Here is a 21,080-nt window from a genome sequence, read left to right as displayed (position 1 = left end):
GCACCAGCGTCCTCGTCCGTATGTCCGCCCTCGTGGCGGGCGCCGCACTCGGCGCCTCTCTGCTCGTCGTCGCGCCTGCGCACGCCGACGAGCCGGCACCGCCGGTCGTGGTCCCGGACACCCTGACGATGTGGCCCGGCCAGGGCACGATCATCGACGTCCTCGCGAACGACACGTCCCCGAGCGGCGACGATCTCGCGCTCTGCCGGTTCCCCGAGCCGGACATCTTCACGGAGAAGCTTCCCAGCGTCATGGTGATGCAGAGCCCCGCGATCCTTCCCGACTCCACCGGCGGCCCGGGAGAGCTCCTCGTCGGTCTCGCTCCGCGGGCCCGCGGGACCCACGTCATCGACTACTACGTCTGCGACCACACCCACCTCGTTCCGGCCACCCTCACGGTCGTAGTCCGCGAGGTGCAGCCGGTCGACGTGGCCAAGGTGCGCGGCAAGCGGGGCCGGCTGAAGGTCACCAACCACAACGACCGCCCGGTCCGCGTCTGGTACGGCCACCCGCGGGCGATCCGCCCCGACGGCAAGCTGCGCGTCCCCGCCGGTGCCACCCGCACGATCCGCGTGCAGCGCCACAAGATCATGTGGGCAGCGATGATCGGCGGCAGCTCCGGGAAGGCGTCGCTGCTGTCCTCGCCGGGGATCGCCGACCACGGCGTCGTGAAGCACATCAAGCTCAAGGGCGAGCCGCTGCCGAAGCCGAAGAAGTCCGAGCTCGACGACCTCGTGGACCTGCTCGGCCGCTGGGGCGCCTGACCGTCGGCTCAGGCCGATCCCGGGTGGCCGCCCGGGATCGGCGCCTCCGGGTCGTAGGGCTCCCGGGTGTAGACGAACGTCGCGATGTCGAGGTGGCGGACGCGGCCATCGGCACGGCGGACGACGCGCAGCTCCTCGCCGGCGTGGTAGCCGGAGCGCCCCACGACGCGGCCGTCGACGACCGCGAACCGGTAGAGCTCCACCCCGCCGCGGCGACCCACGAGCTCGACGCCCTCCATCGCGAACACGATCGGCGTGTTGCCCCAGTGCCACACGCCGGGCACGCCCGCGAGCTCGGTGGGCAGCGTGGGTGACGGCGTCCACGCCGGCACGACCGTCGGCTCGCAGCGCTCGAGCTCGTCGAGCAGTTCGGTGACGATCGCTGCCGGCGAGTAGCCCGCGGTGCCGTTGGCCAGCACCAGCCCGCCCACCCGCCGGTCCCGGTCGACCAGGCAGGCCGCCAGGAAGCCCGGCATCGACCCGGTGTGACCGGCCAGCGTGCCGGCACCGCCGGGGAAGAGCTGGAAACCCAGCCCGTGGCCGTAACCCAGGCCGTCCTTCGGGGTGCCCGACTGAGGGCCGAACGCGCGGGCCAGCTCCTCGGCCGACAGCACGTCGGGATGACCCCCGAGCAGGAACGACGTGTAGCGCGCGAGGTCGGTCGCCGTCGCCCACACCTGCCCGGCCGGCGCCATCGCACCGGTGTCGGTGGCCGGCTCGGCGACGAGCGTCGACTCGTAGGGGTGCACCGACCACCCCTGGGCGGCCGTACCCTCGGGCAGGTACGACGTCCGCCGCATGCCCAGCGGCATCAGGATCCGCCGGTGCACGGCCTCCCACCAGGTGCTGCCGAGCAGCCGGGCGGCCAGCTCGCCGAGCAGCGCGTAGCCGAGGTTGGAGTAGTGGAACTCCTGGAGTGCGGGGAACACCGCACCCGATCCGTCGTTGGCGGCGGTCAGCTCCGCCCAGGACCCGCCGGCCGTGCGCTCCCACCACGGGCCGCCCGGCTCGGACTGCATGCCGGAGCTGTGCGCGAGCAGCGTGCGCACCGAGCGGTCGGCGTACCCGACCTCGCCGAGCACCACCGACGCCGGGTCGTCGAGCCCGATCCGGCCGTCACGGACGAGCTGGAGCACCAGCACCGCGGTCATCGTCTTGGTGATCGACCCGATGCGGTACTGCACGTCGTACGGGTCGTGGCCGGGCACCGGCGGGGTGCCGTACGCGTCGAACCACACCGGCTCGCCATCGCGCACCAGCCCGGCCACCACCGACGGCAGCCGGCCGGCCGACTGGGCATGGGCGAGCCGTGCCCGGAGCCGGTGTGCGGTCAGGTCGGAGACGCTCATTCGGGGTCCCCTCGGAAGCGTGGGGTGGTGCTCACTCCGCGAACGCTTCCGGCGGCGGGCACGCGCAGACCAGGTTGCGGTCGCCGTAGGCCTGGTCGATGCGAGCGACCGGGGGCCAGTACTTGTCGCCCGCTCCGTTGGGTCCGGTGACGCCGGTCGGGAAGACCGCCTCCTCGCGGGTGTAGGCGCGGTCCCAGTCGCCGACCAGCGCGCGCGAGGTGTGCGGGGCGCCGCGCAGCGGCGAGGTCTCCGGCGTCCACTCCCCCGAGGCCACCCGGTCGATCTCGCCGCGGATGGCGATCATCGCGTCGATGAAGCGGTCGATCTCGGCGAGGTCCTCCGACTCGGTCGGCTCGACCATCAGGGTGCCCGCGACCGGGAACGACATCGTCGGGGCGTGGAAGCCGTAGTCGATCAGCCGCTTCGCGACGTCGTCGACGCTGACGCCGGTGTCCTTGGTGAGGCCGCGCAGGTCGAGGATGCACTCGTGAGCCACCAGGCCGCCGTGGCCGCGGTAGAGCACCGGATAGTGCTCGCCGAGGCGGGTGGCGACGTAGTTGGCGGACAGCACCGCGACCGCGGTGGCCCGGGTCAGGCCGGCGGCACCCATCAGGCGGACGTAGGCCCACGAGATCGGCAGGATGCCCGCCGAGCCGTACGGCGCGGCGCTGATCGGGCCGATACCCTCGCGCTTGGCCTGCTCGGGGTGCATGGCGTGGGAGGGCAGGTACGGCGCGAGATGGGCGCGCACCGCGACCGGGCCGACCCCCGGGCCACCGCCGCCGTGCGGGATGCAGAAGGTCTTGTGCAGGTTGAGGTGGGAGACGTCGCCGCCGAACTCGCCCGGCTTGGCGTAGCCGAGCAGCGCGTTGAGGTTGGCACCGTCGACGTACACCTGGCCGCCGTGGTCGTGGACGACCCGGCAGAGCTCGGTGATGGTGTCCTCGTAGGCGCCGTGCGTCGACGGGTAGGTCACCATGATCGCGGCGAGGTCGTCGGCGTGCTTCTCGCACTGCGCCCGGAGGTCGGCAAGGTCGACCTCTCCCCCGTCGCCGGACTTGACCACGACGACCTTCATGCCGGCCATGACCGCGGAGGCGGCGTTGGTGCCGTGGGCCGAGCTCGGGATCAGGCAGACGTCGCGGTGCGCCTCGCCGTTCGCGCGGTGGTAGCCACGGATCGCGAGCAACCCGGCCAGCTCGCCCTGCGAGCCGGCGTTCGGCTGGATCGAGACCCGGTCGTAACCGGTCACCTCGGCCAGCAGGCCCTCGAGCTCGTCGACCAGCTGCCGGTAGCCGGTGGCGTCCTCGGCCGGCACGAACGGGTGCAGGTCGGCGAAGCCCGGCAGCGAGATCGGCTCCATCTCGGTGGTCGCGTTGAGCTTCATCGTGCACGAGCCCAGCGGGATCATGCCGCGGTCGAGCGCGTAGTCGCGGGCCGAGAGGCGGCGCAGGTAGCGCAGCATCGCGGTCTCGCTGTGGTGGGTGGAGAACACCTCGTGGGTGAGGTACGGCGTGCCGCGCCGCAGCTGTTCCGGGAGCGCGTCGGGCGTCATCGCGTCGACGGCGTCGAGGTCGGTGACCGCGACCCCGAATGCCTTGAGCACGCTGGCGATCGTCGATCGGGTGGTGAGCTCGGAGGTGCTGATGCCGACGTGGTCGGCGTCCACGAGGCGCAGCTGGAGGCCCAGGCCCCGGGCGGCGGTCACGACGTCGTGCGCCCGCCCGGGAACGGCCACGGTCAGGGTGTCGAAGAACTGCCGGTGCCGGGCCGGGAAGCCCGCCTCGGCGAGGGCGGCGGCGAGCACCGCGGCGTACCGGTGGGTGCGGGTCGCGATCGCTCGGAGCCCCTCGGGGCCGTGGTAGACGGCGTACATCGACGCCACGACGGCGAGCAGCACCTGCGCGGTGCAGATGTTGGAGGTCGCCTTGTCGCGGCGGATGTGCTGCTCGCGGGTCTGCAGCGCGAGGCGGTACGCCGGGCGGCCCTCCGCGTCGACGGAGACGCCGACGAGGCGGCCCGGGAGGTGTCGCTCCAGGCCCGCGGCGACGGCCATGTAGCCCGCGTGCGGTCCGCCGTAGAAGAGCGGCACGCCGAAGCGCTGGCTGGAGCCGACCACGACGTCGGCACCGAGCTCGCCGGGCGACTCGAGCAGGGTGAGCGCGAGCAGGTCGGCGCCGACGACGGCCAGGGCGTTGCGCTCGTGGGCCTGCTCGATCAGCGGGCGCGGGTCGAGCACCCGGCCGGACGAGCCCGGGTACTGCACCAGCACGCCGCACAGCTCACCCTCCGGCAGCCCGCCGGTCAGGTCGGCCACGACCACCTCGATGCCCATCGCCTCGGCGCGGGTGCGCACCACGTCGATGGTCTGCGGCAGCGCGTCGGCGTCGACCACGAACGGGCCAGCGGCCGACTTCTTGGCCCGACGTACCAGCGTCATCGCCTCGGCCGCGGCCGTGCCCTCGTCGAGCAGCGACGCGTTGGCGGTGGGCAGCCCGGCGAGGTCGCCGACCATGGTCTGGAAGTTGAGCAGCGCCTCCAGCCGGCCCTGGGAGATCTCGGGCTGGTACGGCGTGTAGGCGGTGTACCAGCTGGGGTCCTCGAGCACGTTGCGGCGCACGACCGGCGGGGTGATCGTCGCGTGGTAGCCGAGCCCGATCATCGCCTCCCCCGGCCGGTTCGCGTGCGCGATCGCGCGCAGCTCGCGCGCGGCCGCCTCCTCGCTGAGCGGCGAGGGCAGGTCGAGCGACGCGGCGACCCGGATCGCGCCGGGCACGGCGGCGTCCATCAGCGCGTCGAGCGAGTCGAAGCCGAGGCGGTCGAGCATCGAGGCGATGTCGGCCTCGCGGAGGCCGATGTGGCGCTCGACGAACGGCAGCGCGCCGTCGAGATCGGTCAGGGTGGGACGGTCCGGCACAGGGGGCTCCTCGACATATCGACTCGATGCGGTCGTTCGGGTGCCTCCCCCTCTGTCACCGGCTCCGAGCAGGCCGGACGGCTCCAGAGTTGCCTGACCCGCGCGGTCCTGGGCGCCTGAGAGGTTCCGGGGAGGGATTGCCCCTTCGGCGCTCCGCCCGGCAGCGCCGGACGAAGACTCTCCCGTGCGGGATTGTCGGCGTGCCCAATCTACCCGTGCCGCGGCGTACAGACGACTCCGGCCCGCTGCCGTGAGGCAACGGGCCGGAGTCGGAAGCGTGAGGATCAGCCGGTCTTGCGTGCCGCGCGACGGGCGGCGAGCTCATCGCCGACGGCCGGGGTCTCCTCGACCTCGGCGGTGCGCTCGGAGGGCAGCTCGGCGAGGGTGCCCTCGATCTCCTGCCAGACGCCGCCGATGGCGATGCCGAAGACGCCCTGCCCGCCCTGGAGCAGGTCGATGATCTCGTCGTTGCTGGTGCACTCGTAGACCGATACCCCGTCGCTCATCAGCGTGACGCGGGTCAGGTCGTCGGTGCCGCGCTCGCGCAGGTGCTGCACGGCGGTGCGGATCTGCTGCAGCGAGATGCCCGCGTCGAGGAGACGCTTGACGACCTTGAGCAACAGGATGTCCTGGAACGAGTAGAGCCGCTGCGACCCGGACCCCTTCGCACCCCGCACGGTCGGCTCGATCAGGCCGGTACGGGCCCAGTAGTCGAGCTGCCGGTAGGTGATGCCGGCCGCGTTGCACGCGGTCGGCCCGCGGTAGCCGGTGTCACTGGGCAGCGGGGAGACATCGTCGGTGAAGAGCAGTCCTTGCTCCTCCGCCGCCTGGGCAGCGACCGACGCCTCGGCGTCGTGCTGCTGCTCGTTCTCGTTCACACGGTCCTCCGTGGGGCTACTCCGTTGAGCGTAACTCGTTCGGGGAAGGTGCCGGTCGGTCCCGGAGGCCGGGGCGTCACAGCGATGGAGTTACAACAGAGACAGTTCAAGGTAGGCCCCCCGCGCGAGCCCGTCAAAGACGTGGGCGGCGTGTCGTGACCCTCAACCTGAGGTTGAGGGTTGGGGTTGGCGCTGTGCCGGTTTCGGCGGTCAGCAGCCGAAACCCGCACGCCACGCCGTGTCGCATCGGCATGTCTCGTGGGTTCGGCGGTCAGCAGCCGAAACCCGCACACCGCAACACCACACCTCAGTGCGCGTCGAAGTCCTCGGGGGTGACATGGTCGAGGAACTCCCGGAACTTCTCGACCTCGTCCTCCTGCTCGGCGGGTACGGCGAGGCCGGCCTCGTCGAGCACGTCCTCCGCGCACACGATGCGGGTGCCGGTGCGCAGCGCGAGCGCGATCGAGTCCGAGGGCCGGGCGCTCACCTCCGCGCCGGAGCCGAAGACCAGGTTGGCGAAGAACACGCCGTCGCGGACCTCGGTGATCTGCACCTCGGTGAGCTCGTTGCCGGTTGCCGCCAGCACGTCCTTCATCAGGTCGTGGGTCAGCGGCCGGGGCGGCACCACGCCCTGCTGGGCGAACGCGATGGCGGTCGCCTCGACCGCCCCGATCCAGATGGGCAGGTAGCGGTCGCCGGCCACCTCGCGGAGCAGCACGATCGGCTGGTTCGAGGGCATCTCGACCCTGACTCCCAAGACATCGACTTCGCGCACGAGACCACCCTACTCCCGCCACCCCGCGGCTCAATCCTCAGCCGATTCCTGCACTTCTCGGGCGTTGCAGCACCCGGCAAGTGCGGGCGGGGCGACCAGTCACACTCCCCGCAGGCCGGCCTTGACGAGGGTGGCGTGCAGGCGTACGGAGAGGGCGGCGATCTCGCTGACGGTCTCCTCGGCGCGGGCCCGCGCGGCGGTGTCGCGGCCGCGCTTGTGCGGGGCGACGACCTGCTCGACCAGCCCGACCTCGCGGTCGGCCGCCGTCTTGAAGGCGCGCAGGTGCCGCGGCTCGAAGCCGAAGTCCGCGAGCTCGCGCGCCGTCTGGGCGATCACCAGTGCGTCCGTGTCGTAGTGACCGGTGCGCGAGGCCGTCAGCAGGCCGAACTGCTCCAGCTCGCCGAGCAGCTCCTCGGAGATCTCCGCGATCTTCAGCAGCTCGCGCCGCGACAGCCGCAGGTTGTCCCGGCGCCGGAACGACTCGGGGCTCGGCAGCCCGTCGGCGGCCAGGGTCACCTGCGGGACGGTGGGTACGACGGGCTCGATCGGCGGCGGCTCGAGGCCGCGGTCGATGGCGTCGAGGTGCTCGCCGATCACCCGCAGGGGCAGGTAGTGGTCACGCTGCATGCGCAGCACATAGCGGAGCCGGTCGACGTCGTCGACCGAGAACTTCCGGTAGCCGGCCGGGGTGCGCTCGGGCTTGATCAGCCCTTTGTCCTCGAGGAACCGGATCTTGGGGATCGTGATCCCGGGGAAGTCCGGCCGCAGCTGGTCGAGGACCTGCCCGATGTTCATCCGCGCCCGGGGCGCGGACGAGGCCCCGGCGGCGGAGCCGGCCGGACTGCTCATCGGGTGTTCACGCGCCCGGGTGGCCTGCGAAGAAGACGAGCCGGAACTTGCCGATCTGCACCTCGTCGCCGTCGGTGAGCTGCACCCGGTCGATCCGGTCGCGGTTGACGTAGGTGCCGTTGAGGCTGCCGACGTCACTCACCGTGAACGAGTCGCCCTGCCGGTGGAACTCCGCGTGCCGGCGCGAGACGGTCACGTCGTCGAGGAAGATCTCACTGTCGGGGTGCCGTCCGGCGCTGATCACGTCCTGGTCGAGCAGGAACCTACTGCCGGCGCCCGGCCCCCGCTGCACGACCAGCAGGGCGTGGCCCGCCGGGAGCGCGTCGACCGCGGCGGCGTCGACCGGGTTGAGCTGCCGGTCGGAGGTCTCGACCTTGTCGGCCGACCCGATCTGGATGGTCGCCGTGGACTCCCCCGCGCCCTCCCCCGGATGGGTCGGAGCAGGCGGCGAGACCAGCCGGTTGCCGCACTGGGCGCAGAAGCGCGCGTCGTCGGGGTTCTGCGTGCCACAGACTGTGCAGAACGGCATCGGTCAGTCCTTCGATCTCGCGGCAAACCCTCAAGGGTCGGTTGAGGTTGACGGTTGCCCCGAACCTATCAGTCCGCCGGGGGCGATCAAGCGAACTCCCCGTCGTTCCTGGGGACGGTCGGCAGCGGGCCGGCGGGGTCAGCCCTCGAGCGTCCCCTGGTACGTCGCGGCGTCCATCAGGCCGGTGAGCTGGCCGCGGTCGGACGGCACCACCTCGAAGAGCCACCCGCCGGCGTACGGGTCGCTGTTGACCAGCTCGGGGGTCGCGTCGAGGGCCTCGTTGCGAGCGACGACCTCACCGGAGACCGGCGCGTAGATGTCGCTGACCGACTTGGTCGACTCGAGCTCGCCGCACGTCGAGCCCGCCTCGACCGCGTCGCCCAGCTCGGGGAGCGAGACGTAGACGATGTCGCCGAGCGCGTCCTGGGCGTAGTGGGTGATGCCGATCCGCACCGCACCCTCGTGCTCGCCGGGCTCGCGGACCCACTCGTGCTCGCTGGTGTACAACAGGTCGTCGGGGTACACGTCGTCTCCTCTGAGTCGTGCGCCTGAGTCGTGCGGCGGGTCGGGTGATCGGGAGGGCGCGGGTGCGCTCGCTGAGGTTACTGCGACGAGTCGGGTTCGGCGTACTCAGGCCGGCGCGGCTCGACGACGGTCTCGATGTCTAGCGAGGCCAGCTCCTCGACCTCGACGGTCGCCCCCTCGTCCTCGAACTGGTCGCGCGGGCCCTTGGGGAAGTCGACCGCGCCGTGGAGGGTGCGCGGGTCGCCGATCACGTCGACGACGTACGGCGAGCTGATCGTCGTGCCGTCGACCTCGATGCCGCCGACGGCGTCGTCGAAGGAGCTCTGCGCCACCAGGCGCACCTCCTCGTTGATCTGGATCGCCTCCGCGCCGGCCGTGCGCAGCTCCTGCACCAGGTCGACCATCGTGTCGACGTCGACGGTGCCCTCGTTCTCGGTGATCGTGATCCGGATGCCCGGGCCGGTCACGGGCACCAGGCCGGCCATGATCGCGAGCGTGTTGGCCTGCTCCTCCGCCTGCGCGAGCGCGGCCTCGCGCTGGCCGGTGTCGGACTGCAGGTCGTCGCGGGTGCGCTCGAGCCGCGCGATCTCGGCCTCCGCGCGCTGGGTCTGGGCGGCCAGGCCGTTGAGCACGTCGATGAGGTCCTGCTCGCGCAGGCTGGCGTAGGTGTCGTCGACGGTGGTGAACCGCACCTGGGTCACCGCGGCGTACCCCAGCAGCGCGAGCAGCACGGCCACGACCACCTGGCCCCGCGACGGGCGCAGCAGCGCGTGGCGTAGCCGGTCGCGACCGGAGCGCTGCTCCGGCTCGGCGGCCTCGCGGTCCGACTGCGGGGTGGGGTGGTCGTCGGCCATCGGATCAGGCGTGGAAGAGGTGCCGCCGGATGGCGGCGACGTTGGAGAAGATCCGGATGCCGAGGACGACGATGACGCCGGTGGACAGCTGTCCCCCGACGCCCAGCTTGTCGCCGAGGAAGACGATGCCCGCGGCGATCACGACGTTGCTGACGAACGAGACCACGAACACCTTGTCGTCGAAGATGCCGTCGAGGTAGGCGCGCAGCGCGCCGAAGACCGCGTCGAGCGCGGCGACCACGGCGATCGGCAGATAGGGCTCCAGCCAGTTCGGCACGTCCGGCTGGAAGACGATGCCGAGCAGGATGCCGGCGAGGAGCCCGAGAGCGGCGATCACGGCGCGGTCTCCTTCCCGTGCTTGATGCGGTTCTGCTCCGCGGTGCCCTTCACCGCGTAACGCAGACGGAGCTGCCGCTGGGTGGCGGCGGGCAGCGTGAGGTCGTCCACATTCTGTCGCTTGACCGAGAACCCGAGGACATCGGCCACGTTGGTGAAGGCCAGGCCGCTCGAGGTGTCGAGCAGGTCCGCCGGCAGCGTCTTGTTGTCGCCGATCGCCGAGACGACGTACGGCGGCGACATCGGCGGTGGTCCGTTGAGGTTGATCGCCGCCCCGGAGTTGTGCAGCGCCGACCGCGCGGTCAGCCGCTTGCCGTTGATGGCGACCTCCTCCGCGCCCGCCTCCCACAGCCCGTTGACCAGCAGCGCCAGGTCCTCGCCGCGGACCGTCTCCCCGTCGGGAGCGTCGTCGACGGTGATCACGACGCCCGGACCGCTGACGGCGCCGAAGCCGGTCGTCGCGGCGAGCCGCTCGGTGCGGTTCTCGGCGCTCTGCGCGTTCTCGGCGGCCGACTCGTACTTCGTCTGCAGCCCGACGATCAGCTCGCGCAGTCGCACGATCCTGGTCTGCAGGTCGGCGGCCTCCGCGCGCTGGTCCTCCATCCGCCGCAGCAGCGAGTCACGGTTGGCGTCGTTGATGCCGGAGGACGCCGAGGTCTGCACCGCCGCGATGGTCACCAGCACACCGAACGCCGCCACGACCACCGCCGCGGTCCAGTGCGAACGGCGCCCGGTGGGCGCCGGCTGCCGGGACGCGGCCCGCCGGTCGGCGACGTGCTGGTAGTCCTCGTCCATCGACTCCTGGGTGATCAGGGTCAGCAGCGGGGTCCGGGCGCGGTCGGATGTCGGGGCGTCAGGCATCGCTCACCGCTCGGCGTCGCTCGGTGGTGCGCAGCAGGGTGCGCACCTGCCAGGCGTAGAGCAGCCCGGCCCACCAGTAGAGCCCGATCCCCCAGATCGCGAACGCCCAGCCGAAGACCTGGGCCAGCGTCGCGACCGTGCCGTCGCCGTCGCCGAGCAGCAGCAGCGGGAAGGCGTAGAGCAGGTTGAACGTCGCCGCCTTGCCGAGGAAGTGCACCGGCAGCGCGCTGTAGCCGCGGGTGCGCAGCAGCGGCACCAGGCCCCACAGCAGCAGGTCGCGCAGCGGCAGCGAGAGCGCCACCCACCAGGGCACGATGTCGCGCAGTGCGAGGCCGACCACGACCGCGAGGATGTAGAGCCGGTCGGCCACCGGGTCCAGCACCTGACCGAGCACGGAGGTCTGGCCGAGCCGGCGCGCGAGGTAGCCGTCGAGGAAGTCGGTGATGCCCGAGAGCGCCAGCACGCCGAGTGCGAGCAGGTCGGCCTCGGGTCCCAGGACCAGCCAGAGGAACAGCGGGACGCCCGCCAGTCGCAGCGCACTGAGCAGGTTGGGCAGCGTCCAGACGCGGTGTCGCGTCGCGTCGTCTCCCACCGTGCTCCCGCCTGCGCTTCTCCGGGGTGCCTAACGAGGCACACCCTAGTGGCGTGCGTTGGAAGTTGGTAAACGGTTGGCGTGCTCAGGGTGGGTGCGCTGCCAGGCGCCGGAGCACCGCCATACCCGCTCGTCTCGCAGGCGACGGCAACGCCGCAGAGCGCGTGCCATGAGTGCGCGGAGCGCACCAGAACTTCTGACGCACGGCACCAACCGCCGAACGGCGGCCCGCCCGACTCCCGGGTCAGACCGGCTCGTCCTGATGCGCGGCGTCGCGGATCTCCCCGACCAGCTCCTCGATCACGTCCTCGAGCGTCGCGAGCCCGAGCGTCGTGCCGTCGGGGCCGACGACGCGCGCCATGTGGGCGCCGCGGCGCTGCAGCTTCTCCAGCGCGTCGTGCAGCGCGTCGGTCGGGGCGACCGGAGCGAAGGGCCGGATCCACTTGTCCTGGACGACCCGGTCGCGCCCGTTCGGGTCGGTCTCGATGACGTCCTTGATGTGCAGGTACCCGACCAGGTCGCCGTCGGCCCCGGTGACCGGGAACCGGCTGTAGCCGGTGGCGGCGCACACCGACTCGACCTCCGCGACCGACGAGCCGCGGCGCACGGTCGTGAGGGACTCCGACGGCATCAGCACGGCGGACACGGTCTTCTCGGTGAAGCCGAGCGCCCCGGCCAGCCGGTCGTACTCGTCGCTCTCGATCATGCCCTCGCCGTGCGACTCCTCCACCAGCGCCGCCACCTCCTCGCGGGTGTACGTCGAGTTCACCTCGTCCTTGGGCTCGATCCGGATCAGCCGCAGCATGCCGTTGGCGATCGCGTTCAGCCCGACGATCAACGGGCGCAGCACGGTGACGATCGCGTACATCGGCGGGCCGAGCACCAGAGCTGCCCGGTCCGGGCCGGCGAGCGCGATGTTCTTGGGCACCATCTCGCCGAGCACGACGTGCAGGAACACGACGATGCCGAGCGCGATGACGAACGCGATCGGGTGCAGCAGCCCGTGCGGCACGTGCAGCGCCTCCAGCAGCGGCGCGATCAGGTGCGCGACCGCGGGCTCGCCGACGGCACCGAGGCCGAGGGAGCAGATGGTGATGCCGAGCTGGGCGCCGGCCATCATCAGCGACACGTGCTCCATCGCCCGCAGCGTCGTCCGCGCCAGGCGGGAGCCGTCCTGGGCGCGCGGCTCGATCTGGCTGCGTCGAGCGGAGACCAGCGCGAACTCGGCACCCACGAAGAACGCGTTGAGCACGAGCAGCACGACGGCCAGCAGGACCGCGGTCACGTCGTTCACGAGTCGCTCCCCTCGCCGCCGACCAGCTTCAGCGAGAGCCGGTCGATGCGCAGCCCGTCCATCCGCTCGACGGTGAGCACGGCGAGCCGCTCCCGGGGCTCGTACTGGTCGGGGTCGTCGGCCGCGCTGTGGTCGGGTACGACGATCTCGGCGACGTCGCCGATCTTCGGCACCCGGCCCAGCGAGCGGAGCACCAGGCCGGCGATCGTGTCGTAGTCCTCGTGGTCGGGGAGCTCGATGCCCGTCGCTCCCTCCACCTCGTCGGGCCGCAGCAGGCCCGACAGCGACCAGCCGCCGTCGCGGAGCCGGCGCGCGCTGGCGTTGAGCCGGTCGTGCTCGTCGGAGATGTCGCCGACGATCTCCTCGACGACGTCCTCGAGCGTGACGGTGCCGGCGAACCCGCCGTACTCGTCCAGCACGACCGCGAGCTGGAAGCCGTCCTTGCGCAGCAGCGCCAGCAGCGGGTCGAGCCGCAGCGAGTCCGGCACCAGGATCGGCTTGGCCATCAGGTGCTTGACCTTGGTGGTGGCGCGCTCGCCGACGGGCAGCCCGACGGCGTTCTTGACGTGCACGGTGCCGACCACGGTCTCGTCGGTGTCGAGCACCGGGAAGCGCGAGTGGCCGGACTCGCGGGCGCGCTCGATCAGCGTGGTGGCCCGGTCGTTGACGCCCAGGGTCGTCGTCCGCACCCGGGGCGTCATGATCTCGCCGGCGGTCCGCGCCCCGAACTCCACCGACCGCTCCATCAGCTCGGCGGTCTCGACGTCGAGCGTGCCGAGGGTGGCCGAGCGCTGGATCAGCGAGGCGAGCTCGGAGGAGCTGCGGGCGGAGCGGAGCTCCTCCTGCGGCTCGATCCCGAGTCGGCGCACGATCGCGTTGGCGGACCCGTTGAGCACCCGGATCGGCCCGCGGGCCACGGCGGTGAAGGCGCTCTGGAAGCGCTCGGTCGCGAGCGCGACCGCCATCGGCTTCGCGATCGCGAGGTTCTTGGGCACCAGCTCACCGAAGATCATCGTGAGCACGGTGCTGAGCGAGAGCGCGATCGCGATGGCCACCGGCCGCACCGCGCCCTCGGGGACGCCGAGGTCCGCGAGCGGCTGGTCGATCAGGTCGGCGATCGCCGGCTCGGCCAGGTAGCCGATCGCCAGGTTGGTGATCGTGATGCCCACCTGGGCACCGGAGAGCTGGGTCGACAGCGAGCGCAACGCGCCCTGCAGGCGACGCGCCCCGCCGTCACCGGCCGCGGCGGCGCGGTCGACTTGGCCGCGGTCGACGGTGACGAAGGAGAACTCGGCCGCGACGAAGACGCCGCACGCCGCAATCATCAGCAGGGCCGTGGCGATCAGGATCCACGTGGTCATCGGAGGGGCTCTCCCTGGTCAGGGGCCGGGGAGAGCCGGGGACTTTGAGAGCCGTCCATGGCTGGGTTCGAGAGTTCCTCACGGGAGGCGAACAGGTCCCGACGAATGTTACCGGCGCACCGGTCGCCGAGAACACTCGGCACAGATGCGGCGCATCGCGGCCCCGACCCCCTACCGTGGTCTGGACCACGGTCCGCGGCCCTCTCGGGATCAGGTCTCGTGTCCCCCTGCCAGACCGGAGTCCGCCCCATGCCCGAGCTGCTGTCCCCCGCGGCACGCCACCTCGTCGGCCGGTTCTCGTACGGCGTCACACCGGCCCTGGCCCGCGACGTACGCCGGGCCGGGGGCGCCGGTGCCTGGTTCGAGCAGCAGCTCGCGCCCGGGCGGATCCACGACGGCGCCGCCGACCGCCTCCGCGGCTGGTGGCCCAGCCTCGACCGTGGTCCGACCGATCTCTGGAAGCGGCAGGACCGCGGGATCGAGGGCGGCTGGGAGGTGATGGCCGACTACCAGCGCTGGGTGCTGCTGCGCCGGATGCGGTCGCGCCGCCAGCTGCACGAGGTGATGACCGAGCTCTGGGAGCACCACTTCCACGTGCCGGTGAACGGCGACGCCCAGTTCACCTGGCGCTCCGACTTCGGCACCGTGATCCGCCGGCACGCCCTCGGGCGCTTCGACGAGCTGCTGCGGGACGCCGTGACCCATCCCGCGATGCTGATCAGCCTCGACAACGTCAGCTCCACCAAGAGGTTCCCCAACGAGAACCTCGGCCGCGAGCTGCTCGAGCTGCACACCGTCGGCCGCGGCGCCTACGACGAGCGCGACGTGAAGGACTCGGCCCGCATCCTCACCGGCTGGACCGTCGACATGTGGGAGACCTTCCGGCGGCAGTACGACGAGGAGGCCCACGCGCGCGGCCGGGTGCGGGTGATGGGCTTCCGGCACCGCAACGCGTCGGCGAACGGCCGGGAGGTCACCCGGAGGTACCTGCACTACCTGGCCCACCACCCGGCCACGGCCCGCACGGTGGCCCGCCGGCTCGCGACCAAGTTCGTCCGCGACGAGCCGCCGGCCGAGCTGGTCGCCGAGCTGGCCCGGGTCTACCTGCGCCACGACACCGAGATCCGCCCGGTGCTGCGCGCCCTGGTCGACTCCCGGGCGTTCCGCAGGTCGGCCGGGTCCAAGGTCCGCGACCCCGGCGAGGACCTGGTCGCGACGTACCGCGTGCTGGGCATCGACGTCCGCCGGCCGCCTGCGGGCGCGGCCGGCGACAAGCACGCCGCCAACCAGCTGCTCTGGCAGGTGTCGGGCATGGGCGTGGCGCCGTTCTCGTGGCCGCGGCCCGACGGCCAGCCGATCGACAGCGTGTCGTGGTCGTCACCGGCCCGGCTGATCGCGTCGATGGAGGTGCACCAGAGCCTCGCCGCCGGCTGGTGGCCCAGCGTCGGTGTCCGCTACCGGCGGCCCCGGGCGTGGCTGCCGAACGACACGGTGCGGTTCGAGGAGCTGGTCGACGACCTGTCGCGCCGGATCCTGCACCGCCGCGCCACGCCCCGCCTGCTCCAGGCGTGCTGCCAGGCCGCCGGCTGCCGGCCCCGCGAGCGGATCACCGCCGACCACCCCCTGGTGCGTTGGGGGATGTACCGGCTCCTCGCGACCCTCCTCGACTCCCCCGCCCACCTGACCCGGTGATGACGATGACGACTCCTGACCAGTCCCCCTGCTGCGCCGAGTTCGCGGCCGTCTCCCGGCGCGGCCTCCTCTCGGGCGCGGTCGCGCTCGCCGGTGCCACCACCCTGGTCGGCTCGGCGGCGGTCACGACGTCCGCCGCCGCTGCCGGCCCGGCCACGTCGGTGCTCGTCGTGCTGTCGCTGCGCGGCGCCGCCGACGGGCTGTCGCTGGTGGTGCCGCACGCCGACCCGGCGTACTACGCCGCCCGCCCCGGCATCGCGGTGCCGGCCGACCGGCTGCTGGCCCGCGACGGCATGTTCGGCCTGCACCCCGAGCTCGCGCCGCTGCTCCCGCTCTGGACCGAGGGCCGGCTCGCCGCCGTGCACGCGACCGGCCTGCCCGCGCCGAACCGCTCGCACTTCGCCGCCATGGAGGAGGTCGAGGACGCCGATCCGGGGTCGTCGGTGCGCAGCGGCTGGCTGAACCGCCTGATCGGCGCGACGCCCGGCCGCTCGCCGCTCGACGGGCTCAGCCTGGGCGGCGGGGTCGCCCCGACCTCGCTGTTCGGGCCCGAGCCGACCATGTCGGCCGGCGCGGTCGACGACGTGTCGCTGCCCGGCGAGGGCGACGACGACCGCGGCCGGCGTCGAGCCTCGCTGCGCACGCTCTGGGAGCACGACCGCTCCCCGCTGGCGCGCGCGATGCGCTCGACGTACGCCGCGGTCGACGGGTTCGGTCCCGCGAAGGCGGCCGCCGACAACAGCGCGAGCTATCCCGCGACCGACCTCGGCCGCGCGCTGGCCGAGGTCGCCCGGGCGATCCGCGGCGACGTCGGCATCGAGGTCGTCACCGTCGACCACGGCGACTGGGACATGCACTCCGGCATGGGCTCCGCCGACGGCGGGTGGCTGGTCGACAACACCCGCGAGCTGGCGGGCGCGATCGCGGCGTTCTTCGGCGACCTGGGCGACCAGGCCGCGAAGGTCACCCTCGTGACGATCAGCGAGTTCGGCAGGCGGGTGGTCGAGAACGCCAGCCGCGGCACCGACCACGGGTACGGCAACGTCATGTTCGTCGCCGGCGCGGGCGTCAGGGGCGGCCGCTACTACGGCTCCTGGCCCGGGCTCGGCACCGGCCCGGACGCCGACCTGCTGGTGACCACCGATTACCGCAGCGTGCTCGCCGAGATCGTCGCCACCCGCTTCGGCGCCTCGACGGCGGCGGTCTTCCCGCGCTTCGCACCGGAGGCGGTCGGTGTGATGTCGTCGCTGTGAAGCGGTGTCGCGACCTTCCTCGTCGCGGCGACCTTCATCGTCCAGGCGTGAAACGTCGGCCGGCCGACGAAACTCCCCACGCCGCCCGACCCATAGACGAGAACACGTTCTACCTGCGAGGGTGAGCCCGTGCGCGTCATCCAGTGGGCCACCGGCAGCGTCGGCAAGGCCGCCATCGAAGGCATCCTGCTCCACCCGGAGCTCGAGCTGGTCGGCTGCTGGGTGCACTCCGAGGAGAAGCACGGCCGCGACGTCGGCGAGCTGATCGGCGGCGAGCCGCTGGGCGTGCTGGCGACGTCGCGCATCGACGACGTACTCGCCCTTGACGCGGATGCCGTCCTCTACGCGCCGCTGATCCCCAACCGCGACGAGGTCGCCGCGATCCTGCGCTCGGGCAAGAACGTGGTCACCCCGGTCGGCTGGTTCTACCCGACCGAACGCGACGGCGCCCCGCTCGCCGCGGCCTGCGCCGAGGGCGGCACCACCCTGCACGGCACCGGCATCAACCCCGGCGGCACCACCGAGCTGCACCCGCTGATGTTCTCGGCGCTGTCGTCGGGGGTGACGTTCGTACGCGGTGAGGAGTTCAGCGACATCCGCACCTACAACGCCCCCGACGTCGTGCGCCACATCATGATGTTCGGCGGCAAGCCGGAGGAGGCCATGGGCGGGCCGATGCTCGGGCTGCTCTCGGGCGGCTTCGTGCAGTCCGTGCGGATGTGCCTCGACGTCCTCGGCTTCTCCACCGACGCCGACATCCGGACCTCCCAGGAGGTCGCGGTCGCGACCGCCCCGATCGACACGCCGATCGGCGTCATCGAGCCCGGATTGGTCGCCGCGCAGCGGTTCGTCTGGGAGGCGTACGTCGGCGACGCGTGCGTGATCCGGGTCGCGGTGAACTGGCTGATGGGCGAGGCGCACCTCTCCCCCGCCTGGAGCTTCGGCCCCGAGGGAGAGCGCTTCGAGGTCGAGGTGCTGGGCGACCCCGACACGTTCGTCACGATCAAGGGCTGGCAGCCCACCACCGTCGCGGAGGGCCTGGTGCGCAACCCCGGCGTGGTCGCCACGGCCATGCACTGCGTGAACTCGATCCCGTACGTCGTCGCCGCCGAGCCCGGCATCCGCACCTACCTCGACCTGCCGCTGATTGCCGGCCGGGCGCACCCGAACCTGCGCGGTGGTTGAGGTGCTCCGGAGCGGTGGTTGAGGTGCTCCGGAGCGGTGGTTGAGGTGCTCCGGAGCGGTGGTTGAGGTGCTCCGGAGCGGTGGTTGAGGTGCTCCGGAGCGAGGGACGAGCGGAGGAGCCTCGAAACCCCGCAAGCCGAGAAGCAGCCTTGAGGGCGAGCTCGTAGCGCTGCTCACCGGGTTTCGAGGCTCGGCTCGTCGAGGCTCGCTCCGCTCGCACCTCAGTACAAGCGCTGGCGCGCCTCGCACCCCACCACCGACAGTTCTACTTCCGGATCGACTCCAGCCGCGACACGGCGTCCTCGAACTCCGCGATCAGGCCGGCCATCACCTCGGCGACCGGCCGGACCTCGTTCATGCGACCGACGATCTGCCCGATCGGCATCGAGATGACGTCGGGGTCGCCGGAGGCGTTGATCCGGTTGTGGGCGTCGGCGACCAGGAGGTTCTGCAGCGGCATCGGCAGCGGCTCCGGCGCGTCCTCCTCGGCCCACGCCTCGGTCCACTTCGTCTTGAGCAGCCGGGCCGGCTTGCCGGTGTAGATCCGGGTGCGCACCGTGTCCGACGACGTGGCGCGCGTGAACGCCTCGGTCCACCCGGCGTTCGACTGGAGGTTCTGGTACTCGCTGGTGCCCAGCCAGATCGAGCCGGTCCACACGCCCTGCGAGCCGAGGGCGAGGGACGCCGCGATCTGGCGACCGGAGCCGATGCCGCCGGCGCCGAGCACCGGCACGTCGGGCCCGACGGCGTCGACGATGTCGGGCTGCAGCACCATGCTGGCGATCTCGCCGGTGTGGCCGCCGGCCTCGTAGCCCTGGGCGACGATGATGTCGACGCCGTTGCGCACGTGGGAGACCGCGTGCTTGGCCGCGCCGGCGAGAGCGGCGACCAGGATGTCGTGCTCGTGGCACTTCTCGATCACGTCGACCGGCGGCGAGCCGAGTGCGTTGGCGATCAGCACCGGCCGGTGCTGCAGCGCCACGTCGAGGTGCGAGCGCGCGACCGAGTGCAGCCAGCCGAGCACGCCCTCCCGGCCCTCGCCCTCGGGCAGCGGCGGTACGCCGAGGCGCTGCAGGGTCCGCTCGACGAAGGTGATGTGCTCCTGCGGGATCATCGCCTGCAGATCGACCGACTTGCCCTCGGTCGGGATCTTCATCGGCATCACGATGTCGACGCCGTACGGCTTGCCGTCGGTGTTGTCGTCGAGCCAGCTCAGGGTGCGCTCGAGCTCGTCGGTGTCGTTGAACCGGACGCAGCCGAGCACGCCCAGGCCACCGGCCCGCGACACGGCGGCCGCGACGTGCTCGGACGGCGTGAAGGCGAAGATCGGGTAGTCGATCCCGAACCGGTCACAGAGAGGGGTGCGCATGGTGCTCCCGGGTCAGACGCTGGTCGGGTCGACGGTCGCGGCCTTCGCGGCGAAGCCGGCGATCGCGATGTCCTTGGCGGCGGGGTACTGCGCCTTGCCGGCCGCGTTGCGCGGCACCCGGTCGACGATCGTCAGCGAGCGCGGCAGCTTGTAGCCGGAGAGGAACTCGCGCAGGTAGGTGCGCAGGTCCTCCAGCTCGAGCGACTGGCCCTCGCGCAGCTCGACGACCGCGGCCACGGCCTGGCCGAACTTCTCGTCCGGGATGCCGACCACGAGCACGTCGTACACCGACGGGTGCCCCTTGATGGCCATCTCGACCTCTTCGGGGTAGACCTTCTCGCCGCCGGTGTTGACGCAGTTGGAGCCGCGGCCCAGCAGCGTGAGCCGGTTGCCCTCCTCGATGCGCGCGAAGTCGCCGGGCACCGAGTAGCGCTCGCCGTCGATCACGAGGAACGTCGCCGCCGACTTCGCGGGGTCCTTGTAGTAGCCGACCGGCACCGAGCCGCCGCGGCCGAGGCGTCCGGTCTTGCCGATGTCGGTGGCCGGGTCGAGCAGCCGGTTGTTCTCGTCGAGCACCACGGCGTTCGGTCCGATGCCGATCACCGGGCCGTCGGTCGAGATGTTGTTGGGGTCCTGCAGGCCCATCCCCGAGAAGCCGGTCTCGGTCGCGCCGACGGAGTCGGTGAAGATCGAGTTGGGGAAGGCCGCCATCCAGCGCGCCTTCACCGGCGGGCTGAAGATCGCGGCGCTGCTCGAGATCGCGACCAGGTTGGCGCAGTCGTACGCCGTGCCGGTCGCGGCCTTCTCCTCGAAGGCCTCGATGAGCGGGCGCGCCATCGCGTCGCCGGTCATGAAGATCAGCTGCACCTTCTCCTTCTCGATCAGCTCCCAGGTGCGGACCGGGTCGAACTTCGGCTCGAGGATCGTGAGGTGGCCGGCGAAGAGGTGCATGAGCAGCCCCGACTGCGCGCCGCCGTGCATCAGCGGGCTGAGCGGGAAGGTGACCATCCGGGGGTCGGTCGCCTGGCGGGACTGGGCGAACTCGTCCTGCGGCTCCCCGGTGTAGAAGTCGATGCCACCGCCGAGCACCCGCCACCAGTCCTCCTGGCGCCACATGACGCCCTTGGGGAAGCCGGTCGTGCCGCCGGTGTAGATGATGTGGATGTCGTCGGGGCTGCGCTCACCGAAGTCGCGCTCGGCGCTCTGGCCGGCGATGGCGTCGTCGTAGTGCACCGCGCCGTACGACGAGAAGTCGGAGCGGTCGTCGGGGTCGAGCGCGTCGTCGACGACGACGGCGGTCGTCAGCCGGTCGTGCTTGTCCCAGATCGCCGCGACCAGCGGGGCGTAGGAGCGCTCGTGGATCACCGCGACCACGTCGGCGTTGTCGAAGAGGTAGTTGAGCTCGCCCTCGACGTAGCGGTAGTTCACGTTGATCATCACCGCGCGGATCTTCACGATCGCGAGCATGGCCACGACGTGCTCGATGCTGTTCTTGGCGTAGATCGCCACGTGCTCGCCCGGCCCGACGCCCTGCGCGGCCAGGTAGTGCGCGAGCCGGTTGGCGTCGGCCTCCAGCTGGGCGTAGGTCACTGTCCGGTCCCCCACCTTGAGCGCCAGGTTGTCGGGGGCAGCGTCGACGGCGTGTTCGAAGAGGTCAGCGATGTTGTGAGCCACGACGCGAGACTAGAACACGTTCT

At 71.9% G+C, this 21,080-nt stretch carries 19 protein-coding genes and 1 riboswitch; of the genes, 4 read left to right on the top strand and 15 right to left on the bottom strand.

Annotated features, from left to right (window positions below; all coding sequences use genetic code 11):
* Positions 1 to 20: 20 nt before the first annotated feature.
* A complete protein-coding gene (locus KM427_RS12855) occupies positions 21 to 764 on the top strand; it encodes a hypothetical protein (RefSeq protein ID WP_215527439.1) in 744 nt (247 codons plus the stop codon).
* Between the two features lie 8 nt (positions 765 to 772).
* Here the strand turns inward: KM427_RS12855 and KM427_RS12850 are convergent, their stop codons facing one another.
* The 13 genes from KM427_RS12850 to KM427_RS12790 form a co-directional block, all read right to left on the bottom strand.
* Positions 773 to 2,113: a serine hydrolase domain-containing protein gene (locus tag KM427_RS12850; protein ID WP_215527438.1), complete on the bottom strand. Its 1,341-nt coding sequence runs from the start codon at positions 2,111 to 2,113 to the stop codon at positions 773 to 775.
* 31 nt (positions 2,114 to 2,144) lie between these two features.
* Positions 2,145 to 4,940 carry an aminomethyl-transferring glycine dehydrogenase gene (gene gcvP, locus KM427_RS12845; RefSeq protein WP_252275394.1) on the bottom strand — a complete coding sequence of 932 codons (2,796 nt, stop codon included), beginning with the start codon at positions 4,938 to 4,940 and terminating at the stop codon, positions 2,145 to 2,147.
* A gap of 183 nt (positions 4,941 to 5,123) precedes the next feature.
* Positions 5,124 to 5,225, bottom strand: a riboswitch (glycine riboswitch).
* 89 nt (positions 5,226 to 5,314) lie between these two features.
* A complete protein-coding gene (locus tag KM427_RS12840) occupies positions 5,315 to 5,908 on the bottom strand; it encodes a MerR family transcriptional regulator (RefSeq protein ID WP_183595031.1) in 594 nt (197 codons plus the stop codon).
* A gap of 307 nt (positions 5,909 to 6,215) precedes the next feature.
* Positions 6,216 to 6,683, bottom strand: coding sequence for a bifunctional nuclease family protein (locus KM427_RS12835; protein WP_183595030.1), 468 nt, complete (start codon positions 6,681 to 6,683; stop codon positions 6,216 to 6,218).
* A gap of 99 nt (positions 6,684 to 6,782) precedes the next feature.
* Complete coding sequence (gene ftsR / locus KM427_RS12830; protein WP_215527436.1) at positions 6,783 to 7,532, bottom strand: transcriptional regulator FtsR; 750 nt, start codon at positions 7,530 to 7,532, stop codon at positions 6,783 to 6,785.
* 7 nt (positions 7,533 to 7,539) lie between these two features.
* Positions 7,540 to 8,061: a zinc-ribbon and FHA domain-containing protein gene (locus tag KM427_RS12825; RefSeq protein ID WP_215527435.1), complete on the bottom strand. Its 522-nt coding sequence runs from the start codon at positions 8,059 to 8,061 to the stop codon at positions 7,540 to 7,542.
* A gap of 138 nt (positions 8,062 to 8,199) precedes the next feature.
* Positions 8,200 to 8,586, bottom strand: a complete 387-nt coding sequence (gene gcvH, locus KM427_RS12820) for a glycine cleavage system protein GcvH (RefSeq protein ID WP_215527434.1) — start codon at positions 8,584 to 8,586, stop codon at positions 8,200 to 8,202.
* 77 nt (positions 8,587 to 8,663) lie between these two features.
* On the bottom strand, positions 8,664 to 9,440 hold the full coding sequence (locus KM427_RS12815) for a DUF881 domain-containing protein (RefSeq protein WP_215527433.1): 777 nt from the start codon (positions 9,438 to 9,440) through the stop codon (positions 8,664 to 8,666).
* Between the two features lie 4 nt (positions 9,441 to 9,444).
* The gene (locus KM427_RS12810; RefSeq protein ID WP_183595025.1) at positions 9,445 to 9,777 is read right to left on the bottom strand and encodes a small basic family protein; all 333 of its coding nucleotides are present in this window, start codon (positions 9,775 to 9,777) and stop codon (positions 9,445 to 9,447) included.
* Positions 9,774 to 10,637, bottom strand: a complete 864-nt coding sequence (locus KM427_RS12805) for a DUF881 domain-containing protein (RefSeq protein WP_215527432.1) — start codon at positions 10,635 to 10,637, stop codon at positions 9,774 to 9,776. The genes KM427_RS12810 and KM427_RS12805 overlap by 4 nt, the downstream gene beginning before the upstream one ends.
* Complete coding sequence (clsA, locus tag KM427_RS12800) at positions 10,630 to 11,229, bottom strand: cardiolipin synthase ClsA (RefSeq protein WP_183595023.1); 600 nt, start codon at positions 11,227 to 11,229, stop codon at positions 10,630 to 10,632. Before clsA ends, KM427_RS12805 begins: the two co-directional genes overlap by 8 nt.
* Positions 11,230 to 11,473: 244 nt before the next feature.
* On the bottom strand, positions 11,474 to 12,523 hold the full coding sequence (locus KM427_RS12795) for a hemolysin family protein (RefSeq protein ID WP_183595022.1): 1,050 nt from the start codon (positions 12,521 to 12,523) through the stop codon (positions 11,474 to 11,476).
* Positions 12,520 to 13,884 (bottom strand): hemolysin family protein, encoded by a 1,365-nt coding sequence (locus KM427_RS12790; RefSeq protein ID WP_215527431.1) that lies wholly within the window; start codon positions 13,882 to 13,884, stop codon positions 12,520 to 12,522. The genes KM427_RS12795 and KM427_RS12790 overlap by 4 nt, the downstream gene beginning before the upstream one ends.
* 249 nt (positions 13,885 to 14,133) lie before the next feature.
* Between KM427_RS12790 and KM427_RS12785 the strand changes: the two genes are divergently transcribed.
* The 3 genes from KM427_RS12785 to KM427_RS12775 all read left to right on the top strand — a co-directional run bounded on the left by KM427_RS12785 (position 14,134) and on the right by KM427_RS12775 (position 18,014).
* Positions 14,134 to 15,576 carry a DUF1800 domain-containing protein gene (locus KM427_RS12785; RefSeq protein WP_215527430.1) on the top strand — a complete coding sequence of 481 codons (1,443 nt, stop codon included), beginning with the start codon at positions 14,134 to 14,136 and terminating at the stop codon, positions 15,574 to 15,576.
* Positions 15,577 to 15,581: 5 nt separating this feature from the next.
* Positions 15,582 to 16,829 (top strand): DUF1501 domain-containing protein, encoded by a 1,248-nt coding sequence (locus tag KM427_RS12780; RefSeq protein WP_183595019.1) that lies wholly within the window; start codon positions 15,582 to 15,584, stop codon positions 16,827 to 16,829.
* A 129-nt stretch (positions 16,830 to 16,958) separates the two neighbouring features.
* Positions 16,959 to 18,014, top strand: coding sequence for an NAD(P)H-dependent amine dehydrogenase family protein (locus KM427_RS12775; protein ID WP_215527429.1), 1,056 nt, complete (start codon positions 16,959 to 16,961; stop codon positions 18,012 to 18,014).
* Positions 18,015 to 18,279: 265 nt separating this feature from the next.
* Here KM427_RS12775 and KM427_RS12770 read toward each other — a convergent pair whose 3' ends face one another.
* Both KM427_RS12770 and KM427_RS12765 read right to left on the bottom strand, forming a co-directional pair.
* Positions 18,280 to 19,383, bottom strand: coding sequence for an NAD(P)H-dependent flavin oxidoreductase (locus tag KM427_RS12770; protein ID WP_215527428.1), 1,104 nt, complete (start codon positions 19,381 to 19,383; stop codon positions 18,280 to 18,282).
* A gap of 12 nt (positions 19,384 to 19,395) precedes the next feature.
* Complete coding sequence (locus KM427_RS12765) at positions 19,396 to 21,057, bottom strand: acyl-CoA synthetase (RefSeq protein ID WP_183595016.1); 1,662 nt, start codon at positions 21,055 to 21,057, stop codon at positions 19,396 to 19,398.
* Between the last annotated feature and the right edge of the window lie 23 nt (positions 21,058 to 21,080).

This window comes from Nocardioides sp. LMS-CY, from assembly GCF_018732145.1.
Classification (GTDB): Bacteria; Actinomycetota; Actinomycetes; order Propionibacteriales; family Nocardioidaceae; genus Nocardioides; species Nocardioides soli.
The sequence above is the reverse complement of the archived record's forward strand: the minus strand, read 5'-3'. Positions and strand labels throughout refer to the sequence as shown.